Source organism: bacterium (genome assembly GCA_030697795.1).
Classification (GTDB): Bacteria; Patescibacteriota; Minisyncoccia; order JACQLN01; family JACQLN01; genus JACQLN01.
The window spans coordinates 1-18,403 of record JAUYOV010000015.1 but is presented as its reverse complement, the minus strand read 5'-3'; the positions used below and the strand labels follow the sequence as shown (position 1 = coordinate 18,403).

Annotated in this window: 11 protein-coding genes and 1 tRNA gene; 8 read left to right on the top strand and 4 right to left on the bottom strand. The window is 39.3% G+C overall.

All coding sequences use genetic code 11. The features are described 5' to 3' along the window. The first annotated feature begins 31 nt into the window (after window positions 1-31). The 3 genes from rpoC to rplL all read left to right on the top strand — a co-directional run bounded on the left by rpoC (window position 32) and on the right by rplL (window position 4,977). Window positions 32-3,742 carry a DNA-directed RNA polymerase subunit beta' gene (gene rpoC, locus Q8Q95_04130; GenBank protein MDP3764779.1) on the top strand — a complete coding sequence of 1,237 codons (3,711 nt, stop codon included), beginning with the start codon at window positions 32-34 and terminating at the stop codon, window positions 3,740-3,742. A gap of 217 nt (window positions 3,743-3,959) precedes the next feature. Further along, entirely contained in the window at window positions 3,960-4,451 is a 492-nt protein-coding gene (gene rplJ, locus Q8Q95_04125; protein ID MDP3764778.1) for a 50S ribosomal protein L10, read from the top strand. A 133-nt stretch (window positions 4,452-4,584) separates the two neighbouring features. Then, on the top strand, window positions 4,585-4,977 hold the full coding sequence (rplL, locus tag Q8Q95_04120; GenBank protein ID MDP3764777.1) for a 50S ribosomal protein L7/L12: 393 nt from the start codon (window positions 4,585-4,587) through the stop codon (window positions 4,975-4,977). A 72-nt stretch (window positions 4,978-5,049) separates the two neighbouring features. Here rplL and Q8Q95_04115 read toward each other — a convergent pair whose 3' ends face one another. Beyond that, window positions 5,050-6,933 carry a hypothetical protein gene (locus Q8Q95_04115; protein MDP3764776.1) on the bottom strand — a complete coding sequence of 628 codons (1,884 nt, stop codon included), beginning with the start codon at window positions 6,931-6,933 and terminating at the stop codon, window positions 5,050-5,052. 149 nt (window positions 6,934-7,082) lie between these two features. On the opposite strand from Q8Q95_04115, the gene Q8Q95_04110 reads away from it, so the two are divergent. The 3 genes from Q8Q95_04110 (at window position 7,083) to Q8Q95_04100 (ending at window position 8,115) form a co-directional block, all read left to right on the top strand. After that, the gene (locus Q8Q95_04110; GenBank protein ID MDP3764775.1) at window positions 7,083-7,322 is read left to right on the top strand and encodes a hypothetical protein; all 240 of its coding nucleotides are present in this window, start codon (window positions 7,083-7,085) and stop codon (window positions 7,320-7,322) included. A gap of 212 nt (window positions 7,323-7,534) precedes the next feature. Then, a complete protein-coding gene (locus tag Q8Q95_04105; protein MDP3764774.1) occupies window positions 7,535-8,023 on the top strand; it encodes a hypothetical protein in 489 nt (162 codons plus the stop codon). Between the two features lie 20 nt (window positions 8,024-8,043). Continuing rightward, window positions 8,044-8,115, top strand: a tRNA-Val gene (locus Q8Q95_04100). Between the two features lie 158 nt (window positions 8,116-8,273). Here the strand turns inward: Q8Q95_04100 and Q8Q95_04095 are convergent. Next, window positions 8,274-8,498: a MerR family transcriptional regulator gene (locus Q8Q95_04095; GenBank protein ID MDP3764773.1), complete on the bottom strand. Its 225-nt coding sequence runs from the start codon at window positions 8,496-8,498 to the stop codon at window positions 8,274-8,276. A gap of 440 nt (window positions 8,499-8,938) precedes the next feature. On the opposite strand from Q8Q95_04095, the gene Q8Q95_04090 reads away from it, so the two are divergent. Further along, on the top strand, window positions 8,939-15,604 hold the full coding sequence (locus Q8Q95_04090) for a tail fiber domain-containing protein (GenBank protein MDP3764772.1): 6,666 nt from the start codon (window positions 8,939-8,941) through the stop codon (window positions 15,602-15,604). Between the two features lie 561 nt (window positions 15,605-16,165). Here Q8Q95_04090 and Q8Q95_04085 read toward each other — a convergent pair. Both Q8Q95_04085 and Q8Q95_04080 read right to left on the bottom strand, forming a co-directional pair. Then, entirely contained in the window at window positions 16,166-16,363 is a 198-nt protein-coding gene (locus tag Q8Q95_04085; GenBank protein MDP3764771.1) for a hypothetical protein, read from the bottom strand. Window positions 16,364-17,259: 896 nt separating this feature from the next. Continuing rightward, window positions 17,260-17,451 carry a hypothetical protein gene (locus Q8Q95_04080; protein MDP3764770.1) on the bottom strand — a complete coding sequence of 64 codons (192 nt, stop codon included), beginning with the start codon at window positions 17,449-17,451 and terminating at the stop codon, window positions 17,260-17,262. Between the two features lie 549 nt (window positions 17,452-18,000). Here Q8Q95_04080 and Q8Q95_04075 point away from each other — a divergent pair. Next, window positions 18,001-18,403, top strand: a 403-nt coding sequence (locus Q8Q95_04075) for a hypothetical protein (GenBank protein MDP3764769.1), incomplete at its 3' end; no start/stop codon positions are given.

Sequence of the window (18,403 nt, the reverse complement as noted above, 5' to 3'; positions counted from 1 at the left end):
CTAGGAAGCTAGTAAGCTAAAAAGCTAATACATGCCTAAAACAAGTATTCCTCCAAATTTAAAAGATTTTAAAGCTATAAGAATACGTTTGGCCTCGCCCGACGATATTATGGGCTGGTCTTATGGCGAAGTCATAAAACCAGAGACCATAAATTATCGTACTCAAAAACCGGAAAAAGAAGGTTTGTTTTCCGAAGCAATTTTTGGCCCGACCAAAGATTGGGAATGTTATTGCGGCAAATATCGTCGTATTAGGTACAAAGGCATTGTGTGCGATAAATGCGGAGTAGAAGTAACTCGGGCTATAGTTAGGCGCGAAAGAATGGGGCATATAACTTTGGCGGCGCCGGTTAGCCATATTTGGTTTTTGCGTGGTTTACCATCTAAGATGGGTCTTTTGCTAAACCTGGGTGTTCAAGAACTAGAAAAAGTAATTTATTTTGCGGCTTATATAATAATAGAAGTAGACGAAGAAGCTAGAAACAGTGTTTTAGCCGAAATAGAAAAAGAATATAAAACTAAATTAAAGCTTCAAACCACCAAAGGCGGTCAACGCGAACTTAAAGCTTTGCGTGATACAGCTGTAGACGAACTAAATAAAATTAAAAAATTTCAAGTTATTTCGGAAGCACAATATTATGATCTGTCGTTAAAATACGGCGAAGTCTTTAAGGCTGATATTGGCGCTGAAGCTGTTAGAAGAATTTTCGAGCAAATGGACTTGGAATCTTTAAGAGATGATGTGGTCAAAAAATTAAGCGATATGGAAGAAACCGGTGACAAGAAAAAAATGTTGCGCCGCTTAAGGCTGGTTGAATCTTTGGTTAGAAATAAACTTCGCCCAGAATGGATGTTTATTACAGTACTGCCTGTTATTCCACCAGATTTGCGCCCGATGGTACCATTAGATGGCGGTAGATATGCCACGTCCGATGTTAACGATCTATATAGGCGTGTCATCAATCGTAATAATCGCCTAAAGAAACTTATTGATCTTAAATCTCCGGAAGTTATTGTGCGCAACGAAAAAAGAATGTTGCAAGAAGCCGTGGACGCTTTAATAGATAACTCGGCGCATCGCGGTAGTGAACCTACGGCTACGACAGCTGGGGGCGGTAAGCGCGCACTTAAGTCTCTCGCCGATATGTTAAAGGGTAAGCAAGGCCGATTCCGTCAAAATCTTTTGGGTAAGCGCGTGGATTATTCCGGACGTTCGGTCATTGTGGTGGGTCCCGGTTTAAAACTGCACCAAGCCGGCTTACCCAAGAGAATGGCTTTAGAAATTTTTAAACCCTTCATTATTCATAAACTTATTTATCAAAAGGAAGTGGCTTCTAATATCAGAAACGCCTCTCGTTTAATAGAAGAAGAAGTTGATATTGTTTGGGAATCTTTGGAAGAAGTTATTGCCGATAAAGTTATTTTGCTTAACCGCGCGCCCACCTTGCACCGTTTAGGTATTCAAGCTTTCCAGCCAATATTAATTGAGGGTTCGGCCATTCAGGTCCATCCTTTGGTATGCCAAGCGTTCAATGCCGATTTTGACGGCGACCAAATGGCAGTGCATTTGCCGCTGTCCGATGTAGCTCAAAAAGAAGCTAAAGAAATAATGCTTTCTTCCAAAAATTTGCTTAAACCTTCCACGGGCGAAGCTATCGTGGACCCGCAAAAAGATATGGTTTTGGGAATTTATTGGATGACCAGCGAACCCGATTCCGAAGCTTCAGCGAAGGAGGACGACGATAAATTAAGGAAGCCCTACTCCGCTCCGAATGAGGTCGGAGCTACGAAGGGCGAAGGTAAGATCTTCGGTTCTGCTAACGAGGCAATTTTAGCTTACGATTTTGACGAAGTAGATCTAAGAGCAAAAATTAAAGTTAGATTTGCCAAGTCGGGCGGTGAATTTGTGGAAACGTCTGTTGGCAGGATTTTGTTTAACAATATTTTACCAAAAGAAGTGCCTTATATTAACGAAACAATGAATCGCAAGAAATTGGTTAAGCTAACCAGCGAAGTGATTCAGAATTTTCCTCAGTCAGAAGTTGTTAAGATGTTAGATGATATTAAGGATCTGGGTTTTGATTACTCCACCAGAAGCGGAATTTCTTGGGGTATGAACGATATTATAGTGCCAGAACAAAAAGCGGGAATTATTGGTGGTGCCATGAAAGAAGTAGAAAAGATTCGTGAACATTATCTGCATGGTCTTTTAACTTTGGAAGAAAGAAAATCGAAATCTATTTCTGTTTGGCACAAAACTAAAGAGCAGATTGCTAAATTGGTTCCGCCCACTATGCATAAAGCTAACCCCGTATTTATGATTTTTGATTCTGGCTCTAGAGGCAATATTAGCCAGTTAACCCAGATGGCTGGTATGAAAGGCGTGGTTATTAACCCGGCTGGCGCAACCATAGAACTGCCAATTATTCCATCTTTTAAAGAAGGTTTTAATGTTTTGGAATACTTTATTTCTACGCACGGCGCTAGAAAAGGCACCACCGACACCGCTTTAAAAACTGCGGCGGCGGGTTACTTAACCCGACGTTTGGTGGATGTGGCTCAAGATGTGGTGGTGAGAGAAGATGATTGTGGCGATACCGAAGGCGTAATTAAATATAAAGAAGACGGCGACGAAATTAAAATGTCTTTGGGTGAAAGATCGTTAGGACGCGCGGTGGCCGAAGACATAAAAAATTCTTCGGGTAAAGTTATAGTTAAAAAGAACGAACTGGTTAATCGCGATCAGGCTAAAATCATTGATGAATCTGGTCTTAAGAAAATAAAATTGCGCTCTGTTATGAGATGTAAGAGCATAAAAGGAATTTGCGCCAAGTGTTTTGGTTACGATTTAGGTTCTAACTCTTTGGTAAAAATGGGCGAGGCTGTGGGTATTGTGACTGCTCAAGCCATTGGCGAGCCGGGCACACAGCTTACCATGAGAACTTTCCACGTTGGAGGTGTGGCTGGAGTTTCTGATATTACGCAAGGTCTGCCGCGCGTGGAAGAAGTTTTCGAAGTTCGCCCACCCAAGGGCCAAGCTATAATTTCGGAATTTGATGGCAGGGTGGAGGAAGTTTCTTCGCAGGGTTCACAGAAAATAATTAAAATTAGAGTTGAAACAAAATCTGGTAAAGACGATATTAAAGAATATAGCCTGCCTGTTGGTGTAAGTGTCTTTGTTGAAAAAGGAGATTTAATTGCCAAGGGTTCGCAAATTTCGGAGGGTAATTTAAATTTGCAGGAATTATTTTTGCTGGCTGGCCAAGAAGCGGTAGAACGTTATATTGTAAAAGAAGTTGAAACTATTTACGTGACACAAGGCGCTTCCATTAACGAAAAATATTTAGAAGTTATTGCCCGCCAAATGTTGTCACGCGTTAGAATTGTAGATCCGGGCGATACCAAGCTTTTGCCGGGTGAGGTTTCCGAAAAATGGCAGGTTTGGGCAGAGAATGCGAAAATAGGTAAGCCCTCCTCCGCCCACCCTTCGCTCAAAGCTACGGAGTGGCACGGCAAGGCTACGGAGGGTAAAGGAAAAAAGGCGACTTACGAACAGTTACTATTAGGTATAACCAAAGTGTCCTTAACTACCGAAAGCTTCCTTTCGGCGGCATCGTTCCAAGAAACAGCTCGCAGTTTAATAAATGCCGCTATTGAAGCCAAAGAGGATGGGTTAAGAGGTTTAAAGGAAAATGTTATTGTTGGTCGGCTTATTCCCGCTGGTACCGGATTTCGCGAGTAGCTTCTTAGTTTTCTAGCTTTTAGCTTACTAGAAAGCTAAATTCCTAAGAAGCTAGGAAGCTTGCTTAGCTGTAGCCTTTATGCTAGTATTGCAAAACAATTAAATTGGTAAATTCCGCAGACGACAGGCATTAAAATAAGTCCTGTCTAGGAAAATTATATAGGTCCTATAAGACTTATGGGTCCTATAATAAAAATCTGCGGAAACGCAGATTTTTATGTTAACAAGATCTCAAAAAATAAAATTAGTGGCAGAACTGGCCGAAATACTAAAAAATAACTCTAGTATTCTTTTTGTTGATTTTTCGGGTTTAAACATGGGAGAGATAATTGCTTTAAAAAGAGAATTAAAGAAAGAAAATATAAAGTTTAAAGCCCTAAAGAAATCTTTGCTTGGTTTTGCTTTTGAAAAATCTGGCAGAGAAGAGTTCGATTTATCTTTCCATAAAAATTCTGTGGCCATAGTTTACTCTTCGAATGAATCAGACGCGATTATGGCTAAGCTAGTTTATAAGTTTTCTACCCAAACAAAGAAGTTAGCTATATTAGGCGGATTTTTAATGGGAGAAAAAATGTTAAAAAATGCTGTAGTAGCTTTGGCGCAGTTACCAGAGAGAGAAGTTTTATTGGCGCAAATTGTTCAGCTTTTGATGTCGCCGGTATCCGGATTAGTAAGAGCCTTGGATGCAGTAAGTAAGAAGAGTAATTAAGTAATTAGCAAAGGTCGGGTATGAAATAATATACCAATCTACGAATGAGTACGAATTATACAAATCTATTACAAATATTTGTTAATATATTTGTATCATTCGCATAAATTAGTATATTGGCATAATAAATAAAATGGAAGAAATACAAATACCAGAAAAATTTAAAGACTTAGTGGGTACTGTAGAAAAAATGAACGTAATGGAATTAGCTGAATTGGTTAAAGTTTTAGAAGTTAAATTCGGTGTGTCGGCGGCGGCCCCGGTCGCAATGAGTGGTGGTAATAGCGGAACCACGTCAAACGTGGCGGAGGAAAAATCCACTTTTGATGTGGAATTAAAAGAAGCCGGTGTTCAGAAGATTGCAGTCATCAAGGCGGTACGTGAGCTTACTAGCCTTGGTCTTAAAGAGGCCAAAGATCTAGTTGATGGCGCGCCTAAAGTTATAAAAACAGGAGTGACTAAAGCCGAAGCCGAAGAGATGAAGAAGAAGTTAGAAGAAGCAGGAGCTAAAGCAGATATTAAATAGAAGCTAGAATGTAGAGAGTAGAATGTGGATTAAGAGATCGTTATTTTCTTACTACTATCTACTTTCCACCTTCTAAATTTCGAAGGAGTAGACCGTTTTATTTTTTAGAAAATATATAATTCTTTCTTGAGAATTAACGAAAAAAGACTTAGCTCCAATGAGTTCATCATGACTAAGTCTTTTTTTAATGTTTAGATTTTTATCTAAGATAATAACAAGCCTGTAGTCTGGGCTAAACAAATATACATTTTTATGTAAGGGTGAAGTAAAAACTTGGCTTATATTTTCCGAAAAATCTTTTTTGTTTTTAATGACGCCATTAGTAAGTTCGGCTAAAGTATTTTCGTCTAATAAACCAAAGACCGAACCTTCTATCGAAAATGACTGTAATTTGTTTTCTTCGGTTTTTGTCCAAATTTGAATTTCTTCAAAAACAAGGTTTTCTGCTCCGATGCTTTGGGTTGGAGCTTCAATACCTATAGTCGGAGTGGAAGAAGACAAGGTAAAAGGCATTTTATGGATAAGCCCATTTTCGGTTAGTAAATAGATAGCCTTACCATAAAAAGCGGCGTCTCTAACCGCAGGAATATTTTCTGGGCGTATCCAATAAGTCTTATCCGGAGCATCTCCAAATTCTTCTATAATTTTATCTTCGGTTATTAGTATTTGAGAGTTGGGATTTTCTGGTTTTAATAAAGATGTCACAAGCTTACTGCCTTTTTCTACAGAATCAAATACGCCATCGGCTTTATTAAAATCAAACTTATAAAAATTTTCTCTACCCAAAACAAATATCTTATTTTTACCTAAAGCTATTTTTTCTGGCTCAAACCCCACCGAATTATTTTCTAAATCAAAAACTTTGGTTATTTTATTTATCGCTTCGGCTTTGCTTAGTTCTTTATATATTTTATCTAAATCTGCGCTTAGGGTAGAGCGGGTGGTTTTAAAATAATTAAGTTCGGCTAGGTGTTTTAATTTTTCTTGAGCCGAAAGCCAAAGCTCGTTGGCCTCGGTTTCGTTATTGGCCGCTATTAAATCATTTATTTTGTTTTTTATATCCGAAACTTCTCCAAGTAGTTGCTCCGCCTCTTTTTTATTTTGAGAAGTTTCGTTTCTTATTTTAAGAGAGGTAATTGTTATTACGGAAATGGTTACAATCAAGATAATAATAACTAGGCCAAGTTTAAGCATTTTACCCTTGTTTTTTGAGGGAGGGCCGTAATCTGGTATGTTGGCTTCGGTGTTAATAGATATAAGAGAAGGCTTAGTAGGGGTTTGCTTTAAAGATGGGTTGCCATCTTTAAAGGGATGGAGGCTGATGAGAGCCAGGCTTTTAATGCCAGTATTTGTTTTCGATAAATAGCTGGCTAAGTTTTTTTCTTGTAGTTTTTTTGAAATTTCTTTTTCATCTATTTTATAAATTTGGTTAGTGGCTAACAGGATGTGATCATTGGTTAGTAACTCTCCGCTTATTATGTTTTCAAAAGAAAGCGGATTTATATTTTTAAGATTAGGGGTGGTAGCTATTAATTGAAGAATATTGTCTCTTAATAAAAAAGCAGTGGCATCACCCATTCTAGCCATGTGAAGTTTATTTTCTTTTAACGAAGCTATCAAAACTTTAAGTTTTAAAGCCGATGAGGGTGTTAGCCAATTTTTTTTGCTGTTTAAAAGGGTATTAACTCTTTTTAAAGAAAATTTTAAAGCGGACATGGGCGTAACCAAAGTATTTTGATAATATTCATTTTTAATTACAGTGGCCACCTCGCTAGTAAGTTCGGCATTTTCTTTTCTGGTTTTATTAGATGAAGCTTCAGCGACTATAAATAAACTGCCTAGTTCTGCTTCATCTTTATTTGAAGGTGCAAAAACAAAAGTCTCGGCATAGCTTGAGCCAAGAGGAGATTTATCTTGTATGGTAAGTTCTTCGGGGTGAAAACTAGAGTCTTTCATATACAAAGTATTATAGGGGTATTTTGCTTAACTTTACAATGCCACCTAGATTGCTATACTGTATAAAAATTCAAAAGGTTGCAAGCGGTTTTCAAGGTCGGACCTTGGGGATTTTTAAGGTCCGACCTTAGGTATTGGATTTTTAAATTATGACCAACAGTAATAATCTTTTAGAACAGTTGTTTGGCGTAAAAGCTAAGGTTTTAAAGTTGTTTTTACAACACCCCCAATTGGTTTTATCGGTTGGGGATATAACCAAAAGAACCAATATTAAAAAAGCGGAAACAAAGAAGTTGGTTTTTTATTTTATAAAAATGGGTTTTTTGAAGAAATCTAATGGCAATGACCTGAAGTTAAAAGTACCAAAAAACCGCGTTAGACGCGGTTAATGGTGGACTTAGACTGGTCCAAGAATCCTGGCTTATCATCCTATTAGATACTAGCATACAGATATATGGTGTCAATTGGGTATTATAAAATACGGTTTTGAACCGTGGAGGTGACGGGAATCGAACCCGCAAGCCCTTGGATGATAAGCCAGGGCTCGAGCCAATCCACCCCCACGGCAATATAATTATATAGTGACACTATTCAAATTAAAATGGTAAAGAAGAAAAAGACAAATATAAAGAGAAAAATTAAATTTGTTAAACCTCGGAGGTTTAACAAATTGATCAAACACCGAGTGTTTAATCAGGGGAGAAAGTATCAGCTTAATCAAAACTGGCCATATTTGGACGAACTTAAAAATTTAGTTTTAAAAATATCCCCGCCGTCTTTTCCCAAAATAGAAAGAGGGCTTACTAAAATTGGTAGAATAAAATTAGCCATAATAACTGGCACTTTTTTAAACATACCCAATGCCCGAGCAGATATTATGATAGTGGGGGACGATATAGATTTTAAAAAATTTATTGGTTTCATAAAAACTGTTGAAGAAGAATTAGGCACGGAATTGAAGTATGTAATTTTGGGCATAGACGAATTTAAATATCGCTACGGCATGTTTGATAGATTCGTGCACGATATATTAGAATATCCTCATAGAAAAGTTATAGATAAAGTTGGAAGATTAGAAAGTAGAAAGTAGAAAGTAGTAATTAGAAAAGAGGGTGGTTAGTTTAATGGTAAAATATCCCGTTCACATCGGGAAGAGCATAGGTTCGATTCCTATACTACCCACAATAAAAATATCTAATTCCCAATTACTAATATCTAATAAAATGACTAATTCTTAAAAGCCTAATTAAAGTTTAATTATTTTTTTAGACATTTGGGTTTTTATTAGAAATTGGAAATTAGATATTAGAAATTAATAAAAATCCCCCGAAGGGGGATTTTTAGATATCCATATATCTTATTTTCCTAGTTCCTTTTTCTCGTGAGCTTTCCATAGCCCGGAGGAAGGCTTCTATCTGGTCTACGCGATAGTAGCGGTAGTTATTTATAGGGTTGCGATACGGGCTAAGCTTGCCGTCTCTATCCCAATTGCGCAGTGTTAAGGGTGTAACACCTATAACCGCGGCGGCTTGTTTAATGCTTAGATATTTTCGGCCAAAGCTCACTTTAGTTATTAGAAGGTAGATAGTAGAAAGTAGAAAGATTAAATATATTCTTTCTAATAAACTATCTACTACGTACTACAATCTATATCAATGTTTTATAATCTTTTTATATCAATGTATCTATATTTTAGTATTTAACACGCAAAACAACAATAGGTGTTATCCACCACATAGACTAAATTCTAATTTCTAAATCCTAAATACTAAACAATATCTAAATCCAAAATCACAAATTCCAAGTGGTTTGAGAAATTAATATTTATAGTTTGTTTATAATTTAGGATTTCGTGCTTAGGATTTTTGTTATAATTTATCCACATTCAGCCTATTGATATACGATATATGTGATATGCTGGATATATCCGATAGAGATATCGGATGCCCAGAAAAAGCACTCTGTAACACGTTTATGTGTTGCAGATTTTTTTGTTTTTAAACAAATGGATGATTTTATTTTAATAAGCCAAATTGCAAAAGAGACTCCGTATAGTGCGGAGTATTTGAGTTTGCTTGTTAGAAAAGGGAGAATTTCTGGAAAGAAATTTGGGCGCAATTGGGGAATTTCAAAAAGTGCTTTAGCGGAATATTTAAAAAATCATCAGCAGGTTATTTTGCCGACAATAGAGTCTAATCCCATTGTTTCCCATTTTACCCCTTTAGTAAAATTAGCCGATGCAGGAGTAGGAGTAATGGGTATGATGGGTGAAATGGGTAGAAAAGAGGAAATTAAAAAACTAGAAAATAATTTGGCTACTGACGTTAAAAAAGAATTAGATGAACTGGAACACTTATACCAAGCGCGGATTAACGCGAATCAGACGCAGATTAACGCAGATGCAGAAAAAGAAATTTTAAATTCTAATTTTCAAAAAGAAGAAAAAAATTCTGAAGATAAAGGTCGGTCCTTGGAGAAGTTTTTAAGGACCGACCTTGAAGAGAGTGAACCTAAATTTTCTTTTCCTAAGTTGCAATCTCCAACCTCTAGTTTCTACCCTCTAACTTCTAAGGCTAAATCTTATGGCCGAAGCGCTCTGCAGTGGGGTGAGATGGCCATAGTCAGCATTTTAGTTTTGGGTTTTGTTCTTGGCGGTTTCAATCTTAAATTCGCCAACGCCATTTATGGCGCAGTTAAAGAATTTGTTCAAGATGCCATGACACTGCAAGGCAGAGCGCCCGGCACAGGTGCTAATGAAGTTTTACTTTTAGACAAAGGTGGCAATATTTCGGTAAGCGGCAATATTGAAACCCAAGGGCAGTTAAGAAGTTTTGCGCCACAAGGAGTTGCACCAATAGTTGTTGATTCCCAAACCACCATTCCTAACCTCTCCGCTGATTTTCTTGATGGATTAACATCTGGGAATTTTGACCTTCAACTTATTACCAAAAACGGTTCTCTCACCTCTAACAAAGTAACCCTAGGCGGCGGCGCAGAAATTCTAAGCTCTCTTCTTGTCTCTGCTCCATCAGTATTTTCCGACTACGTCTCTCTAGCCAAAGACCTTGTCGTCAACGGTCAAGCCACTATAGCCAATGGCCTAGATGTTATAGGCAATTCTTCTCTCATAGGCAGACTCACTCTAAAAGGTGATCTAGATGCTACAGGCTTTATTGCTTCTCAACGTGCACAGATAAAAGAAGGCGGCTTAACAGTAAGTGGATCAACTCAACTAAACACACTCGGTGTTACAGGCGGAGCCTCCATGTCTGACCTTGGCATAAGTGGCAACTTCTCTGTAGCTGGAAAAGAAATCTCTCTTGGTGATTCAGGTTCAGACAAAATGACAGTATCTGCATCCAGCACCTTCAAAGGTCCTTTTGAAGTTACCAGCTACGAAGCTAAGTTTGGCCGAGGTATCTCAATATTAGCTAATGGAGCCAGTATCACTGGCAACACATCCATAACAGGAGACTTAACAGTTTCGGGTTCAGCCACTTCAACTTTTGCAAGTAATCTTTCTGTTTCTGGCAACATCAATCTTAACGGCGCTTTCTTGCAGGACGATGCCCCGTTTCTTAGTAGCCAATGGACTACATTAGGTTCAAGTATCTATTACACTGCTGGTAACGTTGGTATCGGCACCACTACACCTGGAGGGACATTAGGCATTGAGGGTGCCGGTATTTTTGATAGTTTTGTATCTGCTAACTACTTTACTTCCACAAGTACAAACAGTTCTTGGATCTTTGGTAACTTTGGTATTGGCACAACTACACCTGGAGTCGCGTTTGACACGAAAGGTGATGGTTCATTCAAAGGCGGTCTCTACATCCAAGCCACCACCACCACCTCATCTCTCATAGCCACATCTACCTTAGAAATACGAGGAGCATCAGGCAACGATCTAGTAGTTACCGACGGCAACACCGGCATCGGCACATCTACACCAGGCAATCTTTTCTCGGTTCACGGCAACGTTAACATTCAAAACAACTTAGTTGTAGAAGGTGATTCAGTATTCAATGGAAATATTAAATTCAAAAAAAATGCCACCACCACAGCTAATGGCGGCATCAGCGCAGGCGGCTTGGCTTCCAGCCAAGGCCTCGAAATCACAGGAGGCGATATTCTATCCAGTGGCAAGCTCACACTTACAGGTGCAGCCACTTCCACCATCCCACAATTAAATGTTTCAACAATTCTCACCGTCCCTACATTAGAAGTTTCTACAATATTTAAAAACTCTGGCACGGCTACATCCACATTTGACGGTGGTTTATCGCTCGGCACTGGAGGACTCAACATAACTTCTGGCGGACTCTATGTAGATGTGGGGGATGTCAACATAGACCAAAAGCTAATAGTGAATGGTGATCTAGGCATCGGCACATCTACTCCGGGTTCTCTGCTCTCTGTTCATGGAGTAGGAAACATTGGCGAGCTAACAATTGAAGGACAATTAAAAACATCTTTCATCACTTCAACTTCCACCACAGCCTCATACTTTGGTGGAGCTATTGGACTTGGGACTTCTACACCGGGAGCTATGTTAGCTGTTAAAGGCGCAGGTATCTTTGATGGATTTGTCAGCGCCGATTACTTCACATCCACATCCACTAACTCAAGCTGGCTATTCGGCAACCTTGGTATTGGCACCACTACTCCCGGTAACAAACTCGCCATAGATGGTGATGCATCAGTAGATAGCCTCTATGCTATGGGGACTACAACAACATCAAGCTTAATAGCCACTTCCACTTTAGAAGTCAGAGGCACTACAGGCAATGACTTTATTGTTTCAAACGGTAGAGTCGGTCTGGGCAGTACCACTCCCTCAAGCACACTTACAATTTCCAACGATTCATCTAATTCAACAAAGAATCTTTTAGATGTAGTTAACTCTGTCGGCACATACAGCTTCGTAGTCACTAACTCTGGATCAGTAGGTATTGGTATGTACAATCCAAGTGGCTACCTGTCCGTCTACGGCAATACATATCTAGCCACCACAGAAGGCAATGTGGGTATAGCCACCACAAGCCCAGGCAACCTTCTTGATATCAACGGTTCACTAGGTGCAGATAGTCTGTACATACAAGGCACGAGTACGATGTCCAGCTTGATTGCCACATCTACATTAGAAGTTAGATCAAACGCATATACAGGCGGTTCTCTATTTAACACATTCAAAGAAAAGATTGGCATAGGCACATCCACTCCAGGATCATTACTCTCGGTTCATGGAGTAGGGAATATTGGAGAGTTAACTATTGAAGGACAATTAAAAACAAGTTTTATTACGGCAACATCAACCACCAACAACACCTTCGCTGGAGCTTTAGATGTAACTGAATCTGCTACGTCTACATTTACTGGAGGAGTTAATGTTTTAACCACGGGCGGTTTATCATCAGCCACGGGATTAACAATTACAGGAGGAGATATATTATCATCAGGCAAGTTTACACTTACTGGAGCTTCCACATCCACCGCGCCTCAACTTAATGTTTCAACAATCTTAACCACCCCAATCTTAGATGTTTCCACCATCATCAAGAACTCTGGTACGGCTACCAGCACATTTGCAGGAGGACTAAGTGTAGCTACTGGAGGATTTTTAGTAAGCGGTGGTGGTCTCTATGTTGATGTGGGGGATGCAACTTTTGATCAGAAACTGGTCGTGCTTGGCAATACAGGCATTGGTACCTCCACGCCCGGCTCTCTGCTCTCTGTCCAAGGCATGGCAAACCTCGGAGGTTTGACAGTGGAGGGCATCTCTAAAGTCGGCACGCTTATGGCCACCTCCTCTTCGGCTTCTATACTGACTCTGGGCAACGTCGGTATTGGCCGAACTTCACCCACTGTTCTGCTCGAAGTCGCGGGTAATACATATATTGGTTACAGCGGTGGCGGAACTGGCTACACTGGTGCTCCCGTGGGCGACCTCTCTATCTTTGGAGGAGAGATTAATTTAGGTTATGGCTTTGCCTCCACTACGCTGACATCGCTTAATGGCCGTCTTTCTATATATGATACTTCACAGGCCTCCACCAGTCCGGGTGCAATTCTTTCAATACATGCCAACACCACCACACCAGCATTCTTGCTTAACCAAGCAGGCGCGGGAGATATATTCACACTGCAGGATAATGGCATCACGGGACTCATACTGCGGGACGGATCTTTACTCGGTATTGCTACATCCACACCCACAGAAAGATTAGAAGTTGCAGGTAATGGTTTATTTAAAGGAGGTCTTTACGTGCAAGCCACATCAACTATGTCCAGCTTGATTGCCACGTCTACATTAGAAGTACGAGGCGCATCAGGCAGTGATTTCTTTGTTAATGATGGGAATACTGGAATTGGAACAAGTAGTCCATCTTCGCTTCTATCTATAACAGGAGGTACAGGAGTTTATTCCACTGGGGGAAATGTGGGGATTGGTATTGCAGACCCTGCAAACCAATTAGTGATTAAAGGTTCTGGAACTCAAGTTATTAGAATCAATACTACTGGAAACGGTAATAGCGCAAACATTCATTTCAATAGCCCAACAGGCAGTGGCACAGTTCAAGATTGGCAAGTGGGTACAAACGGAGCAGTAGCAGACAATGCTTTAGAGTTTTACGACATAACAGGTGGCGCAGCTAGAGTCCGTATTTTGCCTGGTGGTTTTTTCGGCATTGGCACCACAACCCCAGGTGGTGGATTATCCGTCAGCTTCAGCACAACAACACCAGCCTTTTTACTTAACCAAGCAGGCACTGGAGATTTATTAACACTTCAAGATAATGGGTCAACTGTGTTTACGGTCAAAGACGACGGCAACGTCGGGATTGGGATGACGGCACCAGGGGCGTTACTTCATGTTGCTAAAAATGGTGGTGGGGCAACGTACGAGGCGCTAAGACTAGAAAATACTGCGGGGGCTGAAGGCGAGGGAGCGCATCTCTCATTTTGGGGAAGCAGTGTAGAAAAAGCACGTATTCAAATGACCAATGTTGGGGGTGCAGGCCACGACTTAAGATTTTCTACAACAGGAGATACTGGAACAGTGTCAGAAAGGGTCAGGATTCAAGGAAACGGCAACGTCGGGATTGGGATGACGTCGGCGAGTGTGATATTAGACGTAACTGGGGACATTGAATACACGGGTACTATCACTGATGTTTCAGACGAACGGCTCAAGGAAAATCTGACGCCAATCTCCGGCGCCTTAACCAAGCTCGGAACTCTGCGTACCGTCTCATACAATATGATCGGGGAGTCGGACATCAATCTTGGTGTCATTGCCCAAGACGTCCAGAATGTCTTTCCCGAAGCAGTAAGTATTGTGGATCCAGAGAATGGGTACTTGGGCGTGGACTATACCCAGCTGGTCCCGGCTATCATCTCTGGTTTGAATAACATTTCCAACGTCATAGATATATTTGCCGCTCCCACCACTACGCCTTCTATTTCTATTGACGCCAATGGAAATGTTGGTATAGGCAGTACAACTCCAAATTACAAACTAGCCGTCATAGGGGATATAGCGGCTACAAGCTTCGTTAACATTTCAACTAGAACATCTAAAAAAGACATAGAGTACTTAGATAGTACAGACGATCAAAACATTCTAAACAAGATTAAAGATATTAAAGTAGCTACATACAATTACACAGATGAACAATGTAGCCCTTCGGCAAGCTCAGGGCAATCAAACCTTTCTTCTGTATGTTCCAATAGGTTAGGTTTGATTGCAGAAGAAGCGCCTTCCGAAGTCTTAGCTATATCTGGTAAAGGAGTAGATATATACAAACTATCTACATTCATACTTGCAGGTGTTAAGGCACAGCAAGTACAGATAGATGACATTAAGAATGAAATTACAAATATCAAAGCACAAATTACAAATAATTCTCAATTCTCAATTTCCAATTTACAATCAAACTCCAATGATTCAATTTTCAAACAAATCATAACAGTTGCAAAGAGCACGTTGGCTTCTATAGCAAGTGCAATGGGGGAATGGGCGAATGCGGTTTTGGCCGAAACAACCAAGCTTATTAAAAACAGCGAAACAGATTCCGAGGTTAACTTTAAAACTTTTGGTGTAACTTCCAGCCGAGACGAAGTTATAGCTTCGGGATCGGCTACGTTGATTATGTTGCCGGCTGACGCACAAACAGGTGTAGCTCCTGCGGGAATCAAAATAAAATTTGATGAATCGTTTACAAGCATAATTAGCGACACGCAAGTTATTAAAGTTATTGTTACACCAACATCTCGTTTAAATGGCCCATTGTATGTTAGCCAAAAAACGAGGTTTGGTTTTGAGGTGCGCGAAATAAACGCTTTTGACGAAGGTGGCACGTTTGACTGGATGGTGGTCGCTCGCCGAGTTGGCTCGGAAGAAATAAATTCCAATATACCCTACTCCGCCAAGGCTTCGCAGGGCGAGCAAATTCCAAACAATAATCAAACACCATCAGAAACCCCTTCTGCTCCCGTTGAACCATCTGCAATTACAACAGAACCCGCGTCAAACGCGGCACAGCCCATTGCTCCCGTTGAATCAGTAACTCCACCCACCGAGGAAATTCCACTTGTGCCCGCAGAAGAAATTGCACCAACGGAAGAAGCTCCGGTCGAGCCCGTACCTTCAGAAACTCCAGCGCCTTAATTTTAAAATTCCAAGAATCAGGATGAATCCCAAGGTCGGACCTTTTCCTTGTCGGACTTAACAATGTCCGACCTTAAATTCCCAAGGCCAAACCTTAAATTAAAGGATTTTAAACAACCAAAAAACCGCGTCTAACGCGGTTAATGGCGGAACTTCAGCATAGGACGAGAATCCAGACTTGGTATTAGCCTTATTGTAGCAGATGCCAAAGTCATGTCAAGCACATTGTAGATAGTTTTTCCCGGAGGGCCGGTTGAGGGATTTGCACCCTCGAAGTCCAGAATACCAAGTCTGGATTCGCACTACGCCACCGGCCCGGCTTTTATTATATCATGGCAATAAATTTCCCAAAGGTTTGGGATTAGCGGGATTTTTTAATGAGACGAAACACCAGAAAGGCAAATACTCCTATCAGAATAACAAAAGTCCAAGAGCTGTTAATTATACCGGCAATTGAGGTACTCATAAATTATTTTTTTGGTTTAGAAATTATAATTGCAATAGCAATAAGCAAAAGCATTGTAATAATTCCAGCCAAATTGTAATAAGTTAAAATGTCGCTCATTTTTCTTTTGATAAATATACGGCAAAAAACAACGATGATAAGCCGAAGACCAATCCTTTAATTATTTCTAAAAAATTCACAACGGAAAAAGCTGTAATAGTTAATGACGGCACAACCACGACTGCTATAAGCCATGCGGTCGCTAAATTAACAAGAAATTCGGACAGTGTTTTTAATTGGGATTTATCCAGCATTGATTATGATTATAACAATCGGCCAACCAGCGTCAAGTGACAAAAAAGTCAGATTTTGAAAATTTAAGCCACCAAAAAACCGCTATTTTTTATTTCCCCACGTGGCATGGAGCACGATGCCTAAGGCTAAGAGAATTATAACCATAGTGAGATAAAATATTATATTATTCATTTTTTATTTTTTAACGTGTTGTAAACTAAAATGGCCACTATCAAAAGAAATACAGCGCCAGTTAGATATAGATATTGTAATCCTTCTATAATGTTCATAATTTAATATTCTTAATTATTAATAGGCTAACAAACCAACTAACAAAGGAAAATAGTAGACCAACAAAAGATAAGTTTAAGTTAAAGCTCTCTATAGTTAGCGAAGGCAAGACTAGAGAAATCAAAAAAGCAATCCCTAAATTTGATAATGTTTCAGCCAGCGGTTTTAGTTGTGAGTCAGAAAGCATAATCACATTTTAGCATAGTTAGTAATATGCCAATATATAAATGAATGTGAATGATACGAATATAAATACGAACCTATTTCTCCCGTTACTGAAGAGCCCGCACCTTCAGAAACTCTAGCGCCTTAAATTTTAATTCCCCAAGGTCAGACCTTGAAAATTTAAGCCACCAAAAAACCGCCCTTGCGGGCGGTTTTTTGGCCAAGCTCTAGCCTAGTATTCAAAGCAGGACTTAGTATTAAGTATATCAGTATGGTGGGGCTATTTACGAGGGCGGTAAAATAAAACGATACCAAGCATAATTAGCAAGGCGACTAGGGCAAATATATTAAATATATTAGAGCTCATTTTATTTATGCCGAATGGCCCAGATAAAAACTATGGTGCCGAATAAGCCTATAATTAGATATGCAAGTAGAAGCGGATTTATAATCATATAATTTATTTATTTAAAATTATTCCGATGAATAAAAAAACTATCGCTGTGGTTAAGCCTCCAAGCAGTGTCCATTCATTTACCACAGCAGGTTCAGTAGGCACAAAATATGCTATCACAATTGAACCTACTAGTATTTTTGATACGTCAGAAAAATAATCTGCTAGAGTGGAAATTTGGTCCTTGTTTAAATTCATAACTTTTCTAATTATCTTATAAGAAATTTAACAAGTCAATTAAGAAACTCTATATTTGCCAAAACTCCTACACCTTAAATTTTAGTTCCCCAAGGCCAGACCTTTTCTTTGGTGGACTTACTAAGGTCTGGCCTTAAAGTGGCTATTAACTCTCGCATCAGCTCGTATATCAATGTTTTATAATCTTTATATTAGTTTCTATTAATTTGTTACTAATAATTATAAAGGTTTTGAAGTTTTAACAAACCCGTAGAATCTTTCATAAGTCCTATAGGTCTTATAGGACTTATATAGTTTAAAGGTCTGGCCTTGTTGGAGTTTCCCCAAAGAACACTGGTTCTCCACAACTACGCGCCATTGTGCGACATAAAACCATTGACGCGTGTTTTTATAAAATAAAATTTAATCCACAATATTGTATTTTTTATTTAGTGTTATTTAGTGTTAAGATTACTTAAATGATAGTATCCGATATATATCGGATATATCGGATATAGTGGTTAATAGCAAAAACATTAGTTAATTGTCAAATAATTTAATTTAAAAACAATGGAAATACCGCAAAATATTTTAAAAGAGTTGGAAGAAAAAAAGACTCAAGCTATATTAGCTCAAGTATCTGTGTCTGAAAGAGAGACAATGACATCTATAGGACCTATGGGAGTTCCGCCACCGATGCCACCTCTTATGATGATAGAAGCCGATCCGCACAAAAAAAGCGGAGGTGAAATGTTTTTTGATTTTATGGCAAAAATTTCTGTTTATGCGGCCATATTTTTAACTCCGCTTATATTTTTTAGTTCTTCCGATGTTATAAATTTGCCAAAGCAGTTTTTACTCTCTACTTTGGCTTTAGTTGGTTTAGTTTCTTGGATAGGTAAAACTGTGGCTTCGGGCAGATTTGTTTGGCGCAAAAATATTATTTTATGGCCGTTGCTTTTAGTAACTTTAA